This is a genomic window from Pseudomonas sp. AAC (assembly GCF_000725445.1).
In the GTDB taxonomy this organism is placed as follows: Bacteria; Pseudomonadota; Gammaproteobacteria; order Pseudomonadales; family Pseudomonadaceae; genus Pseudomonas; species Pseudomonas citronellolis.
The window spans coordinates 225,840-243,199 of record NZ_KL647102.1; the positions used below are offsets into that span (position 1 = coordinate 225,840).

The following is a 17,360-nucleotide window of genomic DNA, read 5'->3' on the forward strand; positions in this document are numbered from 1 at the left end:
GCATAAAGCGCTGCGCGAAGCGCAGCACCGGCGGAAGGGATGAAAGGGAAGGGGAGCGAAGAACGAAGCCGATCAGGTCGGCAGGTTGAAGCGATGACCGCAGATCAGGCAGAGGTTGTTGGCGAGCACGTGACGATCCAACTGGTCGCCGAGCTGGGCACCCAGCGCACAACCGCCGACGCCACCGGTCAGGCCGCCGAGAATGGCGCCGGACAATGAGCCAAGGGTGATGCCCAACGGGCCGGCAATGGCGCCGACTGCTGCGCCGGTCTGGCCGCCAGCAAGAGCGGCTGATGCGCCGCGTGCGGCGCCACCGATCGTGCCGACCAAGGCACCGATCTTCATGGCGGGGTGCAGGGTTGCGATCTTGGGGGAGTTACAACGAGGACACTGCAATGACATGGCTGGAGAGCCTCCATGGTGGGTATGTCATGGCAGTGATGTAGGACTGAAATTATTTCGAATCTAATTGCTGTGTCGTAGAAAGCCCAACGCTGCCGGCCGTGGCCGGCAGCAAGCGGCCAAAAGCGGACGATTGCTGGCAGGTATTCAAGCTATGTCCCCAGGCCCTGGGGAAATAGCTTGGGGTTTGAGAAAGCCTGCTTAAGGTGGGCGTACACCAATCGCACCCGCTTCGATACAGGACCCTGCTGCGGGCGGTATATGAACAGATCCCATGGCGCAGGGGCGAGATCAGCCAAAACAGAAACCAGCTTTCCTGACCGCAGATGGGGCTCAGTCAGATAGGCAGGAATTTGGCCAATGCACATGCCTGCCAGGGTGGCTTCCAATTCCGTGTCAGGATCATTACAGATAAGAGCTGGCTGCCTGCCAACGGCAACCTTCACGGTGAACCGCGGAACCTGGTGTTGTCCCTGCATGGCAAGTGCCGAGGAGGGCAGTTGCCTGGGGGGGGGGCCGGCGTCAAGGCTCGTTTCCGAGCCTCAGCGGACATTCCTTCGAAGCTTCGATTTCTTCATGGCGGATTGCTGGGTCGTAAAAAGCGGAAGTCGACCGTCATGCCCCGCGCGAGCTTAGAGTTGTGCCTCCAGCGCCGCACGGTGTCGCGGGTGGGCGATTTCCAGCATGCATGCCACTCTTTCCCGAATAGTCTTGCCACGTAAGTCGGCGACGCCGAATTCGGTGACGATCAACCCGGCATCACTGCGCGGGATAGTGGCGGGGCCGTTGAGTCGGGCGACGATGCGGCTGCCGCTGCCTGCGGTGGAGGGCAGGGCGATGATGGGCAGGCCGCCTTTGGCGCGAGCAGCGCCGCGCAGGAAGTCCAAGGCGCCACCCACGGCGCCGACGTAGCTGCCGGCGGCGACTTCCGAGTTGATCTGGCCGGTGAGGTCGACCTCCACGGCGGAGTTGATCGCCACGAAGCGGTCCAGGCTGGCGAGCACGTCCGCGTCGTGGGTATAGGCGGTAGAGCGCAACTGGATGGCCGGGTTGTCGTGGGCGTAGTCGTGGATCACCCGGCTGCCCAATAGCACCCCGCCTACGCTGACATGCCGGTCGCGGCTCTTGCAGGCGTTGGTGATCACGCCGGCCTGCATCAGTTGCGCGACGCTGTCGCCCAGGCTGCCCGAATGCACACCCAGGTCTTGATGGGCGCGCAGAGCGCCGAGCACCGCGTCGGGAATGGCGCCGATGCCGATCTGCAAGGTGGCGCCGTCGTCGATCAGCTCGGCTATGTGCGCGGCGATACGGGTGTCCGCTTCGCGGATGCGCGCCGGGGGATTTTCCAGTGGAGGCCGGTCGGTGTGCAGGATGGCGTCGAGGTCTTCCTCGCCCAGTGTGCGTTCGCCGAAGGTGCGTGGCGCCTGCTGGTTCACTTCGGCAATGACCACCCGCGCGTGGTCCAATGCAGGCAGCAGGTATTCGTGGGCGATGCCCAGGCTGTAGCGGCCATTGGCGTCGGCGGGTGCCAGTTGCAGCATCAGCACGTCGATGCGCAGGGCTCCGCTGGCGATCAGCCCGGGCAGTTGCGAATAGTGGCTGGGCAGGATATCGAGCACCCCGGCGTTGCCCAGTTCGCGGTTGGCGCCGGCGCCGCAGTAGGCGAGGAAATCGACCACGTCGGCATGTTCGGGGCCACAGGTCCGGCTGCTGGCGATGCCGAGCATGACGCGGAAGCGGCCGATGCGCGCGCGTTGCTCCATCAGCGCCTGGGTCAGCGGCAGGGGTTCGGCGTTGGCCTGGCCCCAGAGTACGGTATCGCCGGGGCGGATCAGTTCACTGAGGTCGAGCGCGTCCGCTTGCAGCAGCATTGGCATGGCGTGGCCGCATCCTGAAAGTCGTGGGAAGACGGCGGCGGCCCGGAAGAGCCGCCGCCAGAGTCAGGCGATGGAGGAGGGGTGCCTGGCCAGCGGGGTGACCTGTATCGTCATGAAGGGGAACAGCGGAAGGCTGGAGAGCAGAGCGTGCAGCTCGTCGTTGCTCTCTAAGTCGAACACGCTGATGTTCGAGTACTGGCCGACGACGCGCCACAGGTGCGGCCATTTCCCCGAACGCTGGATTTCGGTGGCGCGGGCCTTCTCGGCGGCCTTGATCGCCTCGACTTCCTCGGCCGGGATATCGCGGGGAATGTTCACGTCCATTCTTACGCAGTACAGCATGGTGATTCCTCGGGTGTCAGAGTTTGCTCTGGGACAGTTGGGCGCCGCTGGAGGGCTCGCTTTCGCCGTCGTTCATGACCTTGGCGTCGACATCCTGCAGGCGTACGCCACGGGTTTCGGGCAGCAGCAGCACAGCGGTCACGGACAGTGCGTAGGCCACCAGGCAGAACGTGCCGATGGACTGCGCCAGGCCGATCTTCTCGGAGAGCACGCCGACGCCGGCGATGGACAGCGCGCCCAGGGATTTGCCCAGGTTGTAGGAGAAGCCCATGCAGGTGGTGCGCACATGGGTGGGGAAGAGTTCGCTCAGGAACGGGCCGAGCACCGCGAAGATGCCGGTGGCGAAAGCGCCCACGGGGAAGGCCATGGCCATCAGCAGTTCCGTACTCATCGGCACCAGCATGTAGACCACGGTGAAGATCCAAGCGCCGACGCTGAACAGCAGCAGGGCGGGGCGACGGCCGTAGCGGTCGGCGATCCAGGCGGTGACCATGAAGCCGGCGAAAGCGCCCGCGCACATGATCAGCATGGTGAAGATCACCGGGCCAGGCTTGAGCCCGCGCTCGGAGACCATCAGCGTCGGCAGCCAGGCCATGATGGTGTAGGCGGCGGCCTGCAGGCCGGTGACCAGTACGGCGGCCAGCAGAGTCAGGCGGATCACGGCGGGGCGGAAGGCGGAGAGCATCGAGGCCTTCTCTTCTACCTTGGCGGTGGCCTGCCGGTAGATCTCCGGATCCTTCACGTGGAGGCGGATGAACAGCACGAAGCCAGCCGGAATCACGCCGACCCAGAAGGCCACGCGCCAGGCCAGATCCTGCGGCAGCCAGGCGAGCAGGCCAGTCATGATCACCGCGGCGGCAGCCCAGCCCAGGGCGAAGCCGCTCTGCACGAAGCCCAATGCCTTGCCACGGTGTTCCGGGCGGATGACCTCGGCCATCAGCGCCGCGCCGACCGCCCACTCACCACCGAAACCCAGGCCCTGCAGGGTGCGGATCACCAGCATCTGCTCATAGCTCTGGGTGAAGCCGGCGATGAAGCCGAACAGGGTGAACCAGCAGATGGTGAAGATCAGGATGCGCACACGGCCATAGCGGTCGCTGAGGATGCCGGCGATCCAGCCGCCTAGGGAGGCCGAGAGCAGCGCGGCGGTGCCGACGATGCCGGCCTCGCCCTTGGAGATCTGCCAGACCGCCATCAGCGCCGGCAGCAGGAAGCTGAACATCTGCGCGTCGTAGGTATCCAGCGCCCAGCCGGAGAAGCAGGCCCAGAAGGTCTTGCGCTCCTGCCGGGAGCCGGTTTTGTACCAGTCGAACATGGTGATTACCGTCCTTATTGTTATTGGGTGTCGGTTCGCGGCGCGTGGCCGCGGTTGCAGCGTTTGGGTGGCGCTCGTCGTGCGAGCTGACCGCCAGGCGGGCGGGGGCTCGGTTCGTGAGGCGAGCATGCGGTAGATTGCTTCGCGCGCCCATTTGCCTTTGCGAAAGCCTGCCTTTCGATCGTGCTAAGCGGTCAGTCGGTCCTCGGTGAAGTCAGCAGGTCCTGGGCCATGCTGGCGATCAGGCGGCCGTCGCGGCGGTAGATGTGCGCCAGCGCCAGGCCGCGTCCGGCCAGGCTGCGGGTGGCCTGGCTGACGAACAGCAGCCAGTCGTCGCAGGCCGGTTCGGGGGTGTGGAACCACAGCGTGTGGTTGAGGTTGGCGACGTAGTGCCGTTGCCACAGCTCCCTCGCACCCGCAGGGGGTGTCAGGGCGCCGTTGAACCAGCAGTCGGAGAGATACGCAAGCGCCGCATGGTGCAGGCAACCTTCGGCCGTCAGCGGTTGCAGCAGGCGTACCCAGTAGGCGATTTCGTTCTGCGACGGTGTGCGGCCGAAGTACACCGCGGGATTCACCGGGCGGATATCCAGCAGTGGTTGCCCGGTGAAACGCACCTGCGCCGCCTCGCCCTGGCCGGGGTAGCGCTCGGCCAGTTCGCGCAGGTCCGGCAGGCTTTCCGGGGGCGGGACTTCGCGCTCTAGGCGTGGCGTCGCATCGATGCATTCGCCGGGGTGCTGGAAGGTCGCGTGGGCGCTGAGCACCAGCGCGGTGCCCTGCACGCCGTAGATGTGCCGGCTGGAGAAGCGCCGGCCATCCTGCAGCGCTTCCACCTTGTATTCCAGCGCGTCCTCGGGGCGCGCGCCCTGCAGGAAAGTGGCCTGCAGGGTACTGGGCACGCGGTGCGGCACGGTCTGCGCGGCGGCCCAGAGGGCCTGGCCGAGCAGTTGTCCGGCGTACACGCGGCCGTTGACGTTGCTGTCGTTGACGGTGGCACGGAAGGTGTCCTGTGGGCCGTCTTCCAGGCTCAGCAGCTGTGTCAGATCGCCCTGATCCCAGGCTCTTGCACGGTCGAAGGTGCTCACGGCGGCGTCCTCAGGTGGAGCTGCTCAGCGCCCGCTCGGCGCTCGGGCTCAAGGCCCGCGCAGGGCGGCTGCGCAGCGTGGAGAAGTCCAGCGGGATCGGCGTGACGGCCTGCAGCGCCTCGGCCGTGGTCTCGCCCGCCAGCTCGATGACCTGCACGCCCTCGGCGGTGATCTCCAGTGTGGCGAGGTCGGTGTACACGCGGCTGACGCAGCCGATGCCGGTGAGCGGGTAGGTGCAGTGTTCGATGAGCTTGCACGCTCCGTCCTTCGCCAAGTGCTCCATCATCACGAAGATACGCTTGGCGCCGATGGCCAGATCCATGGCGCCCCCGACGGCAGGGATGGCGTCCGGCGAGCCGGTGTGCCAGTTGGCCAGGTCACCGTTGGCCGCAACCTGGAAGGCGCCGAGCACGCAGATGTCCAGGTGGCCACCGCGCATCATGCCGAAGGAGTCGGCATGGTGGAAAAACGCCGCGCCCGGCGACAGGCAGATGGGCTCCTTGCCGGCGTTGATCATGTCCCAGTCTTCCTCGCCGGGCTTGGCACCGGTCCAGCGGCCGAGCACGCCATTCTCGCTGTGCAGGAAGATGTCCTTGTCCGCCGGCAGGTGGTTGGCCACCAGGGTCGGCAGGCCGATGCCCAGGTTGACGTAGGCACCTTCGGGGATGTCGCGGGCCACGCGGGCGGCCATGGCGTTGCGGGTCTGTTTGTCCATGCTCAACCTGCCTTGCTGCGGTGGACTTCACTGGGGGCGACGGCTCGGGTGCGCTGCACGATCCGTTTGACGAAGATGCCTGGGGTGACCACCTGCTCCGGGTCGATCTCGCCCAGGGCGCAGACACGCCCCACCGAGGCGATGGTGTGGCGCGCGGCCATGGCCATCACCGGGCTGAAGTTGCGCGCGGTCTTGCGGTACACCAGGTTGCCCCAGCGGTCGCCGACCTCGGCGTTGATCAGCGCGTAGTCGACGTGGATCGGGGTTTCGAACACGTAGTGGCGGCCGTCGATCAGGCGGGTTTCCTTGCCTTCGGCGAGCAGCGTGCCGTAGCCGGTGGGGGTGAAGAACCCGCCGATACCGCAGCCGGCGGCGCGCAGGCGCTCGGCGAGGTTGCCCTGGGGGACGATCTCCAGCTCGATTCTGCCGGCACGGTACAGTTCCTCGAACACGTGGGAGCCGACCATGCGCGGGTAGGAACAGAGAATGCGGCGCACGCGGCCGGCCTTGAGCAGAGCGGCCAGGCCGGTATCGCCCTGGCCGGCGTTGTTGCTCACCAGGGTGAGGTCGCACGCGCCCTGGGCGATCAGCGCGTCGATCAGGTCTTCGGGCATCCCGGCACCGCCGAAGCCGCCCACGGCGATGATCGCGCCGTCGGGAATCTCGGCCAGCGCCTGGGCGGCACTGGGGCAAAGCTTGTCGATCATGACTGCGGGTCCTTTTCGTTTTCATCGCGGCCGGATGCGGCCTTTTCCGGCCTTCATCGCGCCTGGAAACCAGCTTGCCAGCGCGCCCTGGGGGTCACAATTTCAATCTGCGGAAGGGGTGTTTAACCGCGGATTAACAAGCTGCTGGCCCGTTGATGAGGCGGGCCAGCGGGGTGATGCAGGTCAGACGGCGGCTACGCCGACGGTCATGCCGCCGCACACGTAGAGCACCTGGCCGGTGACGAAGCCAGCGCGTGCATCGAGGAAGAACGAGGCCGCCTGGGCGATGTCGTCCGGCACGCCCAGGCGCTTGACCGGCACGCTGTCGATGATCGCCCGGGTGCGCGGGCTGTCCGGCGGGTTGGCGCGTTCGAACAGCTCGGTGCGAATGGGGCCGGGGCCGATGGCATTGGCGGTGATGCCATGCCGGCCCAGCTCCAGCGCCCAGACGCGGGTCATGCCCAGCAACCCGGCCTTGGTGGCCGCGTAGGCACTGCGCAGCTCCTTGCCCAGCGCGGCGCGCGAGGACATGTTGAGGATGCGCCCGAAGCCGGCGGCCTTCATGCCCGGCAGCAGCGCCTGCATGCACTGCAGCGAGCAGCGGACGTTCAGCGCCCAGACGCGTTCCAGTTCTTCGAAGCTCTGCTCGTCGGCGGGGTTGGGGCAGACCATGCCGACGTTGTTCACCAGGCGGGTGATCGGGCCATCGGCCAGGACCTGTTCGAGGGCGGCGGCGGTGGCGCGGGTATCGCTCAGGTCGGCGATCAGGCCGTCGCCGATGCGGTCGATGATCACCGGCTCGAAGCCGTCCTCGCGGCAGCGTTGGGCGATGGCCGCGCCGATGCCGGAGGCGCCTCCGGTAATGAGCACGCGTTCTCTGGGCATAATGGAACTCCGTCAGACTGTGGCGATGGGGTTGAGCGGGGCGCCCACGGCGCCGGGCAGGCGCAGTGGCGGGGCGGTGAGCAGGAAGCGGTTGCGGCCATTGGCGCGCAGCCAGTTGGCCAGCGGCGTGAGGTGCCAGAGTTCACCCAGGTGTACTCCCAGCTTGAACAGGCAGTGGTGGTGCAGCGGCATCACCGAGCAGCAATCACCGGCATGGCCGGCGGGGAAGATTTCCACCGAGTAGTTGTCGGCGGCGATGGCCACCAGGTTGCTGTCGGTGATCCAGTTCAGCAGCCGCGAATCATGGCCGTCGAGCACGGCGGCCAGCCGATCCAGTTCCGTCGGGTCGGGGTTGCGGTTCATCCCCAGCAGGGCTTCGGCGTAACCGGTATGCAGGCAGACGATGTCGCCGGCCTCGACTTCCACGTTGTCGGCGTCCATCACCCGCATCAGCTCGTCGTAGCCGATGTGCGTGCGCTCGAGGCCGAAGTGGTGGTGCAGGTCGATCAGCACGCCGCGGCCCTGCACGCAGGTCTCGGCCATGCGCTCGATGCCCAGCGCGTGGGCGCAGGAGGTGCTGTGGGGCTTGATCGGCCCGGCGATACCGCAGTCCTGGAGGTCGCTGGGGCCTTCGATGTCGCCGCCAGCGCTGAAACCGTTGTAGTACAGCGGCTCGGGGACGCCGTCGTCATCGGCGTCGAACAGCGCGCCGACGTGGGAGAGCGCATCCCACTGGGTGGAGTACTGCAGGTGGAGGATCGCCAGATCATCGCTGAGCACGTCGGGGCGGCCTTCCTGGATCCACTGGTACTGGTAGTTCATGTTGACCCCGCCCTTGCGCAACAGCGGGCGCAGGATCGGCGGCAGGCGGTTGACGTTCATCGCGTTGCCGCCCGGGTAGTCCAGCGGCAGGCTGAGGCAGAAGGCCAGCCCCTCGCGCACTTCGGCGATGCCCTGCAGCACCTTCTGCGGCGTCAGCAGGTTCAGCCGGCCCCTCTGGTCGTCGGGGCCGAAGTCGCCCCAGTTCGAGCCCTCGGGGCGTTTCTTCCAACGTTGTTCGGCCATGGGTGGTCCTTGTCATTGTTGGTGGCGGAGCGCCCTGGAACGTGGCGCATCCTTGTGCGACAAGGCTCCCAGACTCGTTTGAGGTGGACAATTGGCCTCTTCGAAAGGGGGACTTAACCTGGGGTTAAGCCGCGCGGTAGCAGTCGATCAGGCTGTCGGCGAAGTCGCGGGCGAAGGCCGAGAGGCCGTCGAAGTCCTGGGCGCAGAGTTGGAAGGTGCGCACCGCCCAGGGGTCGAGCAGCTTGCACGAGCCGATTTTCTGGCTGCCCTTGAGCCGCTCGAAGCCGGCCTGGGGCACGATGGCGATGCCGGCGCCGGCCTCGACCATGCGGAAGATGGCATCGGAGCTGGCGACCTGCACGCGGATGGTCAAGGGGATGTGCAGCGCCGCCGCCGCGCGGCTGAGGAAGACGTGGATGGCGCTGCCTTCGAGCAGGGAGACGAAGGCGTATTGCAGGGCTTGCTTGAAATACACTTCGCCACCTTCGAGGATCGGGTGGCCTTCGGGGGCGATGACCATCAACCGGCTGCTCACCAGCGGCACGCTCTGCAGGCCGTCGGTGACCACGCTGCCGGAGACGATGCCCAGGTCCGCGCTGCCATCGCGGATGCAGCGCACGATGTCGTCGCTCAAGCGCTCGCGCATATCGATGTGCACGTCGGGGTGGGTCTTGAGGTATTCGCCCACCACTGGCGGCAGGTATTCGGTAATGGCCGTGGTGTTGGCCAGCAGGCGCAACTGGCCCTTGAGGCCTTCGGCGTACTGCTGCAGGTCGCCGGTGAGCATCTCCAGCTGGGAAAGAATGATGCGCGCGTGCTGCAGGTAGGTCTTGCCCGCGTTGGTCAGGGTCACGCCCTGTGGCGAGCGCTCCAGCAGACGCATGCCGAGGTTGTCCTCGAGGTTCTTGATGCGGTTGCTGGTGGCTGGCACGGAGAGGAAGGAGCGCTCCGCGCCGCGGGTGAGACTGCTGGTTTCCGCGATGTTGATGAACAGCCGGAAATCCGTGATATCGAAATGCATCGCCATGGTCAGGTACTTCTTGCCAAGTGGTATGCCACGGTACTGGCTGGTGAATGGCCTGCATAGACGGTGTTCGTCGCTCCGGCGCCGCCATGCACGGCCCGCGCCGCATGGGGCGGCGCGGGCAACGGGCTCACCAGTGAGCCGCCTCGAAGCGGAAGCCCTCGCCCTGGCGGCGGATGAAGCCGCAATGGGGCTCGCCGAAGTGCACCGGCAGGATCAGCGCGCCGGAGTCGGCGGCTTCATTGAGGAAGGCCAGGCGCGTCTGCCGGGCGGTGTCTTCCCAGATGCAGTAGCCGGAGTTGATGTCCGGGCGGACGATCTGCACCGGGCTGTGCAGGATGTCGCCGCAGAAGATGCCTTCCTCGTTGCCGGAGCGTACCTTGAAGATTACCTGGCCGGGGCTGTGGCCGGGCGCTGCCTGCACCTGCAGGCAGTCGGCGACTTCCTCGCCGGGGACCATCATCCGCGCAAGGCCGGCATCGACGATGGGCATCACGCTGTCGAAGAAGGATTCGCCGAACACGTCGATGACACCGCCTTCCTTGTTCTTGCCCTGGTGGCAGAAGTCGAAGTCGTCCTTGGGGAAGTGGTAGGTGGCGTTGGGGAAGGTCGGCTCCCAGCGCCCGTCCTTCCAGGTGGTGTTCCAGCCCACATGGTCGGCGTGCAGGTGGGTGATGACCACATGGGTGACTTTCTCCGGCGGCGCGCCGGCTGCAATCATCCACTCGCGCACCAGGCCGTTGAGCATGTTCATCCGCGCGATGCCCGGGCGCGGCTTGAAGTTGCCGACGCCGGTGTCGATCACCACGATCTCGCTGCCCACGTGCACGATCCAGAACTGGATGGTGACGATCAGCTTGTTCATGTGCGGAATCCAGTGGTTCGGCGCCATCAGCTCGCGGTGTTCTTCCAGCACCTGGCTGTCCATCTGTGGGAAGAGGAACGCCGGGTCGTGGGTGGGGCCTGCGTATTCGAGTATGCGGGTGACCTTGATGTCACCGATCTTGCGCGACTGCATCATGGGGCGTGGTTCCTCATTGTCGTTGTTCTGCTATCACGGTGTGCTTCAGGCGGCATGGCCACTGGCGCCGACGCGGTGCTGCGGGTGCTCGATGAACGCCCGGTAGAGCGTCGAGCCGGACAACCCGGCGCACACATAACCGCGCACCAGCGCGGCGACCAGTCGGGGGCTCTGCAGCGGCATGAAATGCCCGGAGGCTACCTGCAAAGGCTCGATCTGTGCAGCGCATCGGGCCAGGCGGTCTATTTCTGACGGGGGCCGCAGGGCGTCGTATTCGCCGGCCACCAGCAGGGTGCGTTGCGGAAGGCGGGGCAGGTCGTTTTCCAGTTCCAGGCCGGCCAGCATGGCGAAAGTTGCGGCGAAGCCCTGGGGATCGGCGGCGCGCCAGCGCAGGCGGAAGGCGTCGAAGCGCCCGGCATCGGTGCGCAGCGGGGCAGGCCAGGTTTTTTCCAGCAGTGCCGGCACCAGTTCGCCCAGGCCTTCTTCACGCAACGCGGCAGCGCGCCGGCGGGTGGCATCGCGAGCCGAAGCGGCGACCCCGCAGGCCGGCGCCAGGCCGATCAGCTGCTGGCAGCGCCCGGGATACCGGGCGGCGAAACGGATGGCGATGGCCGCTCCGACAGCGACGCCCATCAGCGCGACGGGGGTATCGATCCGCAGCGCGTCGAGCAGGGCTGCCAGGTCGGCCACGTGATCGTCGATGGTCAACTCGCCGGGAAATTTTTCCGACAGCCCGGCGCAGCGGGTGTCGTAGCGCAGCAGCGTGAGTTCGCCGGCCAGGGTGGCGCAGAGGTCGTCCCAGCTTTCCAGGCTGCCGCCCATCTCGTGGATGAGTACCAGCACCGGCGTGTCGGGGCGTTCGGCTGGCAGCAACTGGTAGCGCAGGGCGGCCTGGTTGACTTCGATCCAGTTCATGCCCGTCCTCACACCCGTTCGAACAGCGCGGCCATGCCCTGGCCGCCGCCGATGCACAGGGTTTCCAGTCCGTAGCGTGCGCCGCGGCGCTGCATCTCGTGGAGCAGGGTGGTCATGATGCGCACGCCGGTGGCGCCGATCGGATGGCCCAGGGAGATGCCCGAACCGTTGACGTTGACCCGCTCGTCATCCTCCAGGCCCCAGGCCTTGAGCACGGCCAGCGCCTGGGCGGCGAAGGCTTCGTTGACCTCGATCAGGTCCATCTCGGCCAACGTGCGCCGGGTGCGTTGCAGCAGCTTCTCCACCGCCGGCACCGGGCCGATGCCCATGCGCGCGGGGTCGCAGCCGGCTGCCGCCCAGTCCACCAGGCGCGCCAGCGGCTTGAGGTCGTGGCGTCGGGCATAGTCCGGCGAGACCACCAGGCAGGCCGCCGCAGCGTCATTCTGCTGGCTGGAATTGCCCGCCGTGCACACGCCGTCAGGCAGCAGCACGCGCAGGCCGGCCATGCTTTCCAGGCTGGCGTCCTCGCGGATGCCTTCGTCCATCGATACGGTGGTTCGACTGCCACGCCTGCCGGGTACGTCGATCGCTACCACTTCTTCGGCGAAGCGTCCGTCACGCCACGCGGCGGCGGCATTGTGGTGGCTGCGCACGGCGAAGCGGTCGGCTTCCTCGCGGCTGATGCCGTAGTCGCGGGCCAGGTTCTCGGCGGTCTCGGGCATGCCGGAGATGTAGCCGAAGCGCTCGTGCGGCTGCGAGCGCTCGCGGCCGCGCTCCAGGCGGTCGTGGAACTTCACGCTGCCGGCGCGGGCGCCCCAGCGCATGTCGGTGCTGTAGTACTCGATGTTGCTCATGCTCTCCACGCCCACCACCAGCACCGCCTGGGCGTGGCCGGTCTGCACGTGCATCGCCGCGTCGGCCAGTGCCTGCAGGCCGGAACCGCAGCGGCGGTCGAGGGTATAGCCGGGCACTTCCAGCGGCAGGCCGGCGGCCAGCGCGGCATAGCGGCCCATGCAGGGAGCCTCGCTGGAGGCATAGGACTGCGAGACGATCACCTCGTCCAGCGTCGCCGGGGAAATGTCCAGGCGCTGCAGCAGGGCCTGGATGATGCCGGCGGCGAGCTGGTCGGCGGTCAACGGGGCGAGGGCGCCGCCGAACTTGCCGATGGGGGTTCGCAGGGGAGAAACGATCAGCGCGTCGTGCATGGGGTCGGCCTTGTTCTTGGGGGAATGGGCTTGCCAGGGGAATGCCGGCCAGCATGGGCAAGGTGACGCGGGCGGGGCAATTTCGCATCGCAAAAGCCTGCCTTCCGCATTGCTTAAGTCGCCGCGCCCGCCTGGGCTGCGAGGCGCTCTTCGTTTTCGTGAAACGGCTCCTTAAGAAAAACCCAATACCTGTCCGTGCCTTCGCGTTTGCATCCTTCTGCGCACCCCGGCGTTCCCCTTCCGGGTCATTCGAAAACAACAACAACCAACACGGATACCTCCATGCAGAATCCTTCTCTGGCCCGGCTCTGCGGCCTGCTCGCGCTGCCGCCGGCCCTGGCGCTCCCGGCGCTGGCCCATGCCGACTTCATCAAGGACAGCAGCGTCAACCTCGGCCTGCGCAACATCTACTTCAACCGCGACTTCCGCCAGGACAACGCGCCGCAATCCAAGCGTGAGGAATGGGCCCAGGGCTTCATGTTCAGCGCCAAGTCGGGCTACACCGAAGGCACCGTCGGCGTGGGGCTGGAGCTGTACAGCGCGCTGGGCCTGAAGCTCGATTCCTCCGACGCCCGCGCCGGTACCGGCCTGCTGCCCAACCGCTTCGGCGATTCCGGCCCTGGCAGCTACAGCGACCTCTCGGGCGTGGCGAAGATGAAGATCGCCAGGACCGAGCTGAAGGTCGGCGGCTTCACCCCCAAGACGCCGGTGCTGCTCTCCAGCGATGCGCGCCTGCTGCCGCCGATCTACAACGGCGCCACGCTGACCTCCAGCGACATCGACAACCTGACCCTGGACCTGGGCCGTTTCGACAAGGTCAACTTCCGCAACTCCAGTGGCAACCACGACGAGATCATCGCCGGCAACTACAACGTCAGTGGTGATCACTTCGACTACTTCGGCGCTACCTACGCCTTTTCGCCGACGGTCAACCTCGCCTACTGGCGTGCCGAACTGCAGGATGTCTACGAGCAGAACTACCTGGGCTTCCAGGGCAGCCGCAAGGTGGGTGACTGGGTACTGAGCGCCAACCTGGGCTACTTCGATTCCTCGGAGAACGGCGCTGCCCGTGGTGGCGACATCGACAACGGCCTGACCACCGCTATGCTCTCGGCCAACTACGGCGCGCAGACCTTCCGTGTCGGCTACCAGGACAACAGCGGCGATAGCCCCTTCCCGTACCTGCAGGATGCCGACACCTACGGTGCCAACGTGGTGCAGATCCTCGACTTCACCCGCGCGCAGGAAACCTCCTGGCAGGTGCGCCATGACCTGGACTTCAGCGCCTTCGGCATCCCCGGCCTGACCATGATCAACCGCTACATCCGTGGCGACGGCTATGAGATCGGCGGCAAGGCCGGCAAGGAATGGGAGCGCAACCTGGATATCACCTACGTGGTGCAGAGCGGCCCGCTGAAGAATTTCGGCGTGCGCTGGCGCAATGCGACGGTGCGCTCCGATGGCGCCGGCGAGCTGGACGAGAATCGCCTGATCCTCTCTTACACGCTGTCGCTGAAATGAGTTGCGGGGCCGCCTTCCACAAGAAGGCGGCTGCCCGATCCACCGGGCTTGCCCGGTGCGCCCGGACGGCGAGCCAACTCTTGCCGATGCCGGAATCCCTACCCTGAGGTAAACGCACGCCCGGTCTCCACGATGGACCGGGTGTTCGTCTTTGCGCTGCCTGGATATCTGCTCGCAAGCGCATCTGCGGGGTGGCGGCGGTGCAAAAAAAGCCGGCCACGAGGGCCGGCGCAAGCGAGGTCGGTACTGTCAGTCGTGCAGTGCGAGCAGGCGCCGGGCGCGTTCGATCACCGGTGCATCGACCATCTGCCCGTCCAGTTGGAAAGCACCATTGCCTTGGGCCGCGCCGACGATCTTTTGCGCCCAATCCAACTGTTCACGGGTTGGCGCCAGCGCCTGGTGCACGCCGATGACCTGGCGCGGGTGGATGCACAGCATGCCGGCGAAACCGGCATCTCGGGCATCGTGGGCGAAGCGGGCGAGGCCCTCGGGGTTGGCGATCTCGGGAAACACGGTGTCCAGTGGCGCGGCGAGGCCGGCCAGGCGGGTGTGCAGCAACAGCTCGTAGCGTACCTGGTCGAGCAGGCGCGTTGCGACCGGGGTACCCGCGCTGATGCCCAGGTCCAGGCACAGGTCGAGGCCGCCGAAGGTCAGGCGCTGCACGCCGGCAACCCGTGCCATTTCCGGCAACGCCCGCAGGCCCAGGGCGCTCTCGACGATGGGCAGTACCGGTTTGCCGACCGTGGCGGCATTGACCACCTGCTCGACGCTTTCCGACTTGGGAAGCAGCAGGCCGACCACGCCACGATGACGGCACAGGTCGAGGTCCGCATCGTGTTCCCGGTGCCCGGCCATGTTCACCCGTACCCAGACGCCGGCGTCGGGGTGGGCGTCGAGGAAGGCGCGCAGATGTTCGCGCGCCTGGGCCTTGGCGGACGCCTGCACGGCATCCTCCAGGTCGACGATCACGGCATCGGCGCCGCTGGCCAGGGCCTTGGCGAAGCGCTCCGGGCGATCTCCCGGCACGAACAGCGCGCTGCGCAGCTTGTCCAGTTGCATGTGGCCTCCGTCAGAACGAGCGCGGCAGTTCGAGCAGGTGCTCGGCCACGTAGGAGAGGATCAGGTTGGTGGAGATCGGCGCCACCTGGTACAGCCGCGTCTCGCGGAACTTGCGCTCGACGTCGTATTCGTTGGCGAAGCCGAAGCCGCCATGGGTCTGCAGGCAGGCGTTGGCCGCCTCCCAGCTGGCCTTGGCCGCCAGGTACTTGGCCATGTTCGCCGCGGCCCCGGCGTTGCGCCCGGCGTCGTATTCCGCGCAGGCCTTCCAGCGCATCAGGTCGGCCGCTTCCACCTCGATGTGCGCCTCGGCGATGGGGAACTGCACGCCCTGGTTCTGCCCGATGGGGCGGCCGAACACCACGCGGTCGCGGGCATATTGGCTGGCTTTGTCGATGAACCAGCGGCCGTCGCCGATGCATTCGGCGGCGATCAGCGTGCGCTCGGCGTTGAGGCCGTCGAGGATGTAGCGGAAACCCTTGCCCTCCTCGCCGATCAGGCTGCTGGCGGGGATTTCCAGGTTGTCGAAGAACAGCTCGTTGGTCTCGTGGTTGACCATGTTGGCGATGGGCTGCACGGTCAGGCCGTTGCCGATGGCCTCGCGCAGGTCGACCAGGAAGATCGACATGCCCTCGGCCTTCTTCTTCACCTCGGCCAACGGCGTGGTGCGGGCCAGCAGGATCATCAGGTCGGAGTGCTGCACCCGCGAGATCCACACCTTCTGGCCATTGATGACGTATTTGTCGCCCTTGCGCACGGCGGTGGTCTTGATCTTGGTGGTGTCGGTGCCGGTGGTCGGCTCGGTGACGCCCATGGACTGCAGGCGCAGTTCGCCGCTGGCGAGTTTGGGCAGGTAGTAGCGCTTCTGCTCCTCGCTGCCGTTACGCAGCAGGGTGAACATGTTGTACATCTGCCCGTGGATGGTCCCGGAGTTGCCGCCGCAGCGGTTGACCTCCTCGAGGATCACCGAGGCCTCGGCCAGGCCCAGGCCGGAGCCGCCGTATTCCTCGGGGATCATCGCCGACAGCCAGCCGGCCTCGGTCATGGCCTTGACGAAGGCTTCGGGGAAGCCTTTCGCTTCATCGACCTTGCGCCAGTACTCGGCGGGGAACTCCGCACAGAGGGCGCGCACGCCTTCGCGGATGGCATTGAGTTCTTCGTTGTCGTGGTGGTTCATCGCTCTTCCTTTGGGCTGCGTCAGCGGGATGGACGCGGGGCAGGGTCAGTCGAACAGGACTTCGGCGCGCTGGCACACGCCGGTGGAATTGGCGGCCCACAGTTCGGCTACGCCGGGTTCGGTGTGGCGTCCACCCACCTGGAACGGCTCGGGTGCGATTAACGGGCGCACGCCTCGGAAGCTGAAGCGGCGCAGGCGTGCCAGCGGGTTGGCGCGGGCGAAGGCAGCGAGGCTCAGGGTTGCAGTCAGTGGGCCGTGCACCACCAGGCCGGGGTAGCCCTCGGCGCCGGTGACGTAGGGCCAGTCGTAGTGGATGCGGTGGGCGTTGAAGGTCACCGCGGAGTAGCGGAAGAGCAGGGTGGGGTCAGGCGCGATGCGCTCTTCCCAACCCATCTGGGGCGAGGGCTCGCCTGCGCCGAGCTTGGGCGGCGAGGGCTCGCGGTAGACGATGTCCTGCTCCTCGCGCAGGCACAGTTGACGGTCCTGCCAATACTCGTGGGCGAGGGTAACGAACAGCAGCGAACCGGTGCGCCCGGCCTTCTCCTCGATGCGCTCGATACGCGTCTTGCGCCAGGCTTCGGCGCCGATCCGCAAGGGTTCGAGGAAATCCAGCCGGCCGCCTGCCCACATGCGATTGCGCCCGTGGGCCGGTGGCATGAAAGTACCCAGCACCGGGTGGCCGTCCGGGCCCAGACGGTTGCCCGCCACCTGATCGTTGAAGAAGCACCAGTGCCAGAGCCATGGCAGCTCTTCGCCGTGGGCCGGCGCCGATGCATTGAAGGTAGCCGCGATGCGTTGCACGAGGTTGCGGCTAAGTTGGTCGTGAACTTCCTGGGTACGCCCCAGCCATTCCGAGGGATCGAAGTCGGTCATGCCTTGTATCCGCGTTGAGTGAGATGCCTGGCATGATGCTGGCGAGCGCGGAGGTGGAGGAATTCGATTTTGCCGAAGTCCGGTTGAAGCCCAGGCTAATACGTGGCCCGTTATTGTCGGTCCTTTTCTCTCTATAACGCTGCAGATCGCTGTTAATGAGGGAGTGCCCGCTCCTGGC

Annotated in this window: 18 protein-coding genes; 1 reads left to right on the forward strand and 17 read right to left on the reverse strand. The window is 66.6% G+C overall.

Translation table 11 applies throughout. The annotated features are described in order from the left end of the window. Positions 1-72: 72 nt before the first annotated feature. The 14 genes from FG99_RS28540 to FG99_RS28600 form a co-directional block, all read right to left on the reverse strand. Positions 73-345: a hypothetical protein gene (locus FG99_RS28540; protein ID WP_172616479.1), complete on the reverse strand. Its 273-nt coding sequence runs from the start codon at positions 343-345 to the stop codon at positions 73-75. Between the two features lie 209 nt (positions 346-554). Then, complete coding sequence (locus FG99_RS31735) at positions 555-881, reverse strand: LysR substrate-binding domain-containing protein (RefSeq protein WP_228757823.1); 327 nt, start codon at positions 879-881, stop codon at positions 555-557. Between the two features lie 153 nt (positions 882-1,034). Continuing rightward, entirely contained in the window at positions 1,035-2,279 is a 1,245-nt protein-coding gene (locus FG99_RS28545; protein ID WP_043273564.1) for an acetyl-CoA hydrolase/transferase family protein, read from the reverse strand. A 63-nt stretch (positions 2,280-2,342) separates the two neighbouring features. Further along, the gene (gene catC, locus FG99_RS28550) at positions 2,343-2,621 is read right to left on the reverse strand and encodes a muconolactone Delta-isomerase (RefSeq protein WP_043273566.1); all 279 of its coding nucleotides are present in this window, start codon (positions 2,619-2,621) and stop codon (positions 2,343-2,345) included. 16 nt (positions 2,622-2,637) lie between these two features. Further along, positions 2,638-3,936: an MFS transporter gene (locus FG99_RS28555; protein WP_043273567.1), complete on the reverse strand. Its 1,299-nt coding sequence runs from the start codon at positions 3,934-3,936 to the stop codon at positions 2,638-2,640. Between the two features lie 194 nt (positions 3,937-4,130). Continuing rightward, entirely contained in the window at positions 4,131-5,018 is an 888-nt protein-coding gene (locus FG99_RS28560; RefSeq protein ID WP_043273568.1) for an acyl-CoA thioesterase, read from the reverse strand. Positions 5,019-5,028: 10 nt separating this feature from the next. Then, positions 5,029-5,733 carry a 3-oxoacid CoA-transferase subunit B gene (locus FG99_RS28565; protein ID WP_043273569.1) on the reverse strand — a complete coding sequence of 235 codons (705 nt, stop codon included), beginning with the start codon at positions 5,731-5,733 and terminating at the stop codon, positions 5,029-5,031. Positions 5,734-5,735: 2 nt separating this feature from the next. Continuing rightward, positions 5,736-6,440 (reverse strand): 3-oxoacid CoA-transferase subunit A, encoded by a 705-nt coding sequence (locus FG99_RS28570; RefSeq protein WP_043273570.1) that lies wholly within the window; start codon positions 6,438-6,440, stop codon positions 5,736-5,738. 183 nt (positions 6,441-6,623) lie between these two features. Then, entirely contained in the window at positions 6,624-7,325 is a 702-nt protein-coding gene (locus tag FG99_RS28575; protein WP_034075626.1) for an SDR family oxidoreductase, read from the reverse strand. A 12-nt stretch (positions 7,326-7,337) separates the two neighbouring features. After that, positions 7,338-8,390 (reverse strand): cyclase family protein, encoded by a 1,053-nt coding sequence (locus tag FG99_RS28580; RefSeq protein WP_034075625.1) that lies wholly within the window; start codon positions 8,388-8,390, stop codon positions 7,338-7,340. 124 nt (positions 8,391-8,514) lie between these two features. Beyond that, complete coding sequence (locus FG99_RS28585; RefSeq protein WP_023436188.1) at positions 8,515-9,417, reverse strand: LysR substrate-binding domain-containing protein; 903 nt, start codon at positions 9,415-9,417, stop codon at positions 8,515-8,517. A gap of 127 nt (positions 9,418-9,544) precedes the next feature. Beyond that, entirely contained in the window at positions 9,545-10,435 is an 891-nt protein-coding gene (locus FG99_RS28590) for an MBL fold metallo-hydrolase (RefSeq protein ID WP_023101136.1), read from the reverse strand. Between the two features lie 45 nt (positions 10,436-10,480). Further along, a complete protein-coding gene (locus FG99_RS28595) occupies positions 10,481-11,350 on the reverse strand; it encodes an alpha/beta fold hydrolase (protein WP_023101137.1) in 870 nt (289 codons plus the stop codon). An 8-nt stretch (positions 11,351-11,358) separates the two neighbouring features. Continuing rightward, a complete protein-coding gene (locus tag FG99_RS28600; protein WP_023101138.1) occupies positions 11,359-12,555 on the reverse strand; it encodes an acetyl-CoA C-acetyltransferase in 1,197 nt (398 codons plus the stop codon). Between the two features lie 282 nt (positions 12,556-12,837). Here FG99_RS28600 and FG99_RS28605 point away from each other — a divergent pair, with 282 nt between their 5' ends. Beyond that, positions 12,838-14,076, forward strand: a complete 1,239-nt coding sequence (locus FG99_RS28605; RefSeq protein WP_023101139.1) for an OprD family porin — start codon at positions 12,838-12,840, stop codon at positions 14,074-14,076. Positions 14,077-14,325: 249 nt separating this feature from the next. Here FG99_RS28605 and FG99_RS28610 read toward each other — a convergent pair whose 3' ends face one another. Genes FG99_RS28610 through FG99_RS28620 form a run of 3 tightly spaced genes read right to left on the reverse strand, consistent with a single transcriptional unit; the run spans position 14,326 to position 17,182 of the window. Further along, positions 14,326-15,135, reverse strand: coding sequence for an HpcH/HpaI aldolase/citrate lyase family protein (locus tag FG99_RS28610; RefSeq protein WP_034075624.1), 810 nt, complete (start codon positions 15,133-15,135; stop codon positions 14,326-14,328). Between the two features lie 10 nt (positions 15,136-15,145). Continuing rightward, positions 15,146-16,309, reverse strand: coding sequence for an acyl-CoA dehydrogenase family protein (locus tag FG99_RS28615; protein ID WP_023101141.1), 1,164 nt, complete (start codon positions 16,307-16,309; stop codon positions 15,146-15,148). Positions 16,310-16,354: 45 nt separating this feature from the next. After that, positions 16,355-17,182 carry an HTD2 family dehydratase gene (locus FG99_RS28620; RefSeq protein WP_034075623.1) on the reverse strand — a complete coding sequence of 276 codons (828 nt, stop codon included), beginning with the start codon at positions 17,180-17,182 and terminating at the stop codon, positions 16,355-16,357. Positions 17,183-17,360 lie beyond the last annotated feature (178 nt).

Bases quoted from the DNA above. Each gene is read 5' to 3' on its own strand.
- FG99_RS28590 (WP_023101136.1), bottom strand. From the start codon at position 10,435: ATGATGCAGTCGCGCAAGATCGGTGACATCAAGGTCACCCGCATACTC.
- FG99_RS28565 (WP_043273569.1), bottom strand. From the start codon at position 5,733: ATGGACAAACAGACCCGCAACGCCATGGCCGCCCGCGTGGCCCGCGAC.
- FG99_RS28540 (WP_172616479.1), bottom strand. From the start codon at position 345: ATGAAGATCGGTGCCTTGGTCGGCACGATCGGTGGCGCCGCACGCGGC.
- FG99_RS28605 (WP_023101139.1), top strand. From the start codon at position 12,838: ATGCAGAATCCTTCTCTGGCCCGGCTCTGCGGCCTGCTCGCGCTGCCG.
- FG99_RS28545 (WP_043273564.1), bottom strand. From the start codon at position 2,279: ATGCCAATGCTGCTGCAAGCGGACGCGCTCGACCTCAGTGAACTGATC.
- FG99_RS28580 (WP_034075625.1), bottom strand. From the start codon at position 8,390: ATGGCCGAACAACGTTGGAAGAAACGCCCCGAGGGCTCGAACTGGGGC.
- FG99_RS28575 (WP_034075626.1), bottom strand. From the start codon at position 7,325: ATGCCCAGAGAACGCGTGCTCATTACCGGAGGCGCCTCCGGCATCGGC.
- FG99_RS28615 (WP_023101141.1), bottom strand. From the start codon at position 16,309: ATGAACCACCACGACAACGAAGAACTCAATGCCATCCGCGAAGGCGTG.
- FG99_RS28620 (WP_034075623.1), bottom strand. From the start codon at position 17,182: ATGACCGACTTCGATCCCTCGGAATGGCTGGGGCGTACCCAGGAAGTT.
- FG99_RS28610 (WP_034075624.1), bottom strand. From the start codon at position 15,135: ATGCAACTGGACAAGCTGCGCAGCGCGCTGTTCGTGCCGGGAGATCGC.
- FG99_RS28570 (WP_043273570.1), bottom strand. From the start codon at position 6,440: ATGATCGACAAGCTTTGCCCCAGTGCCGCCCAGGCGCTGGCCGAGATT.
- FG99_RS31735 (WP_228757823.1), bottom strand. From the start codon at position 881: ATGCAGGGACAACACCAGGTTCCGCGGTTCACCGTGAAGGTTGCCGTT.
- FG99_RS28585 (WP_023436188.1), bottom strand. From the start codon at position 9,417: ATGGCGATGCATTTCGATATCACGGATTTCCGGCTGTTCATCAACATC.
- FG99_RS28595 (WP_023101137.1), bottom strand. From the start codon at position 11,350: ATGAACTGGATCGAAGTCAACCAGGCCGCCCTGCGCTACCAGTTGCTG.
- FG99_RS28600 (WP_023101138.1), bottom strand. From the start codon at position 12,555: ATGCACGACGCGCTGATCGTTTCTCCCCTGCGAACCCCCATCGGCAAG.
- catC (WP_043273566.1), bottom strand. From the start codon at position 2,621: ATGCTGTACTGCGTAAGAATGGACGTGAACATTCCCCGCGATATCCCG.
- FG99_RS28555 (WP_043273567.1), bottom strand. From the start codon at position 3,936: ATGTTCGACTGGTACAAAACCGGCTCCCGGCAGGAGCGCAAGACCTTC.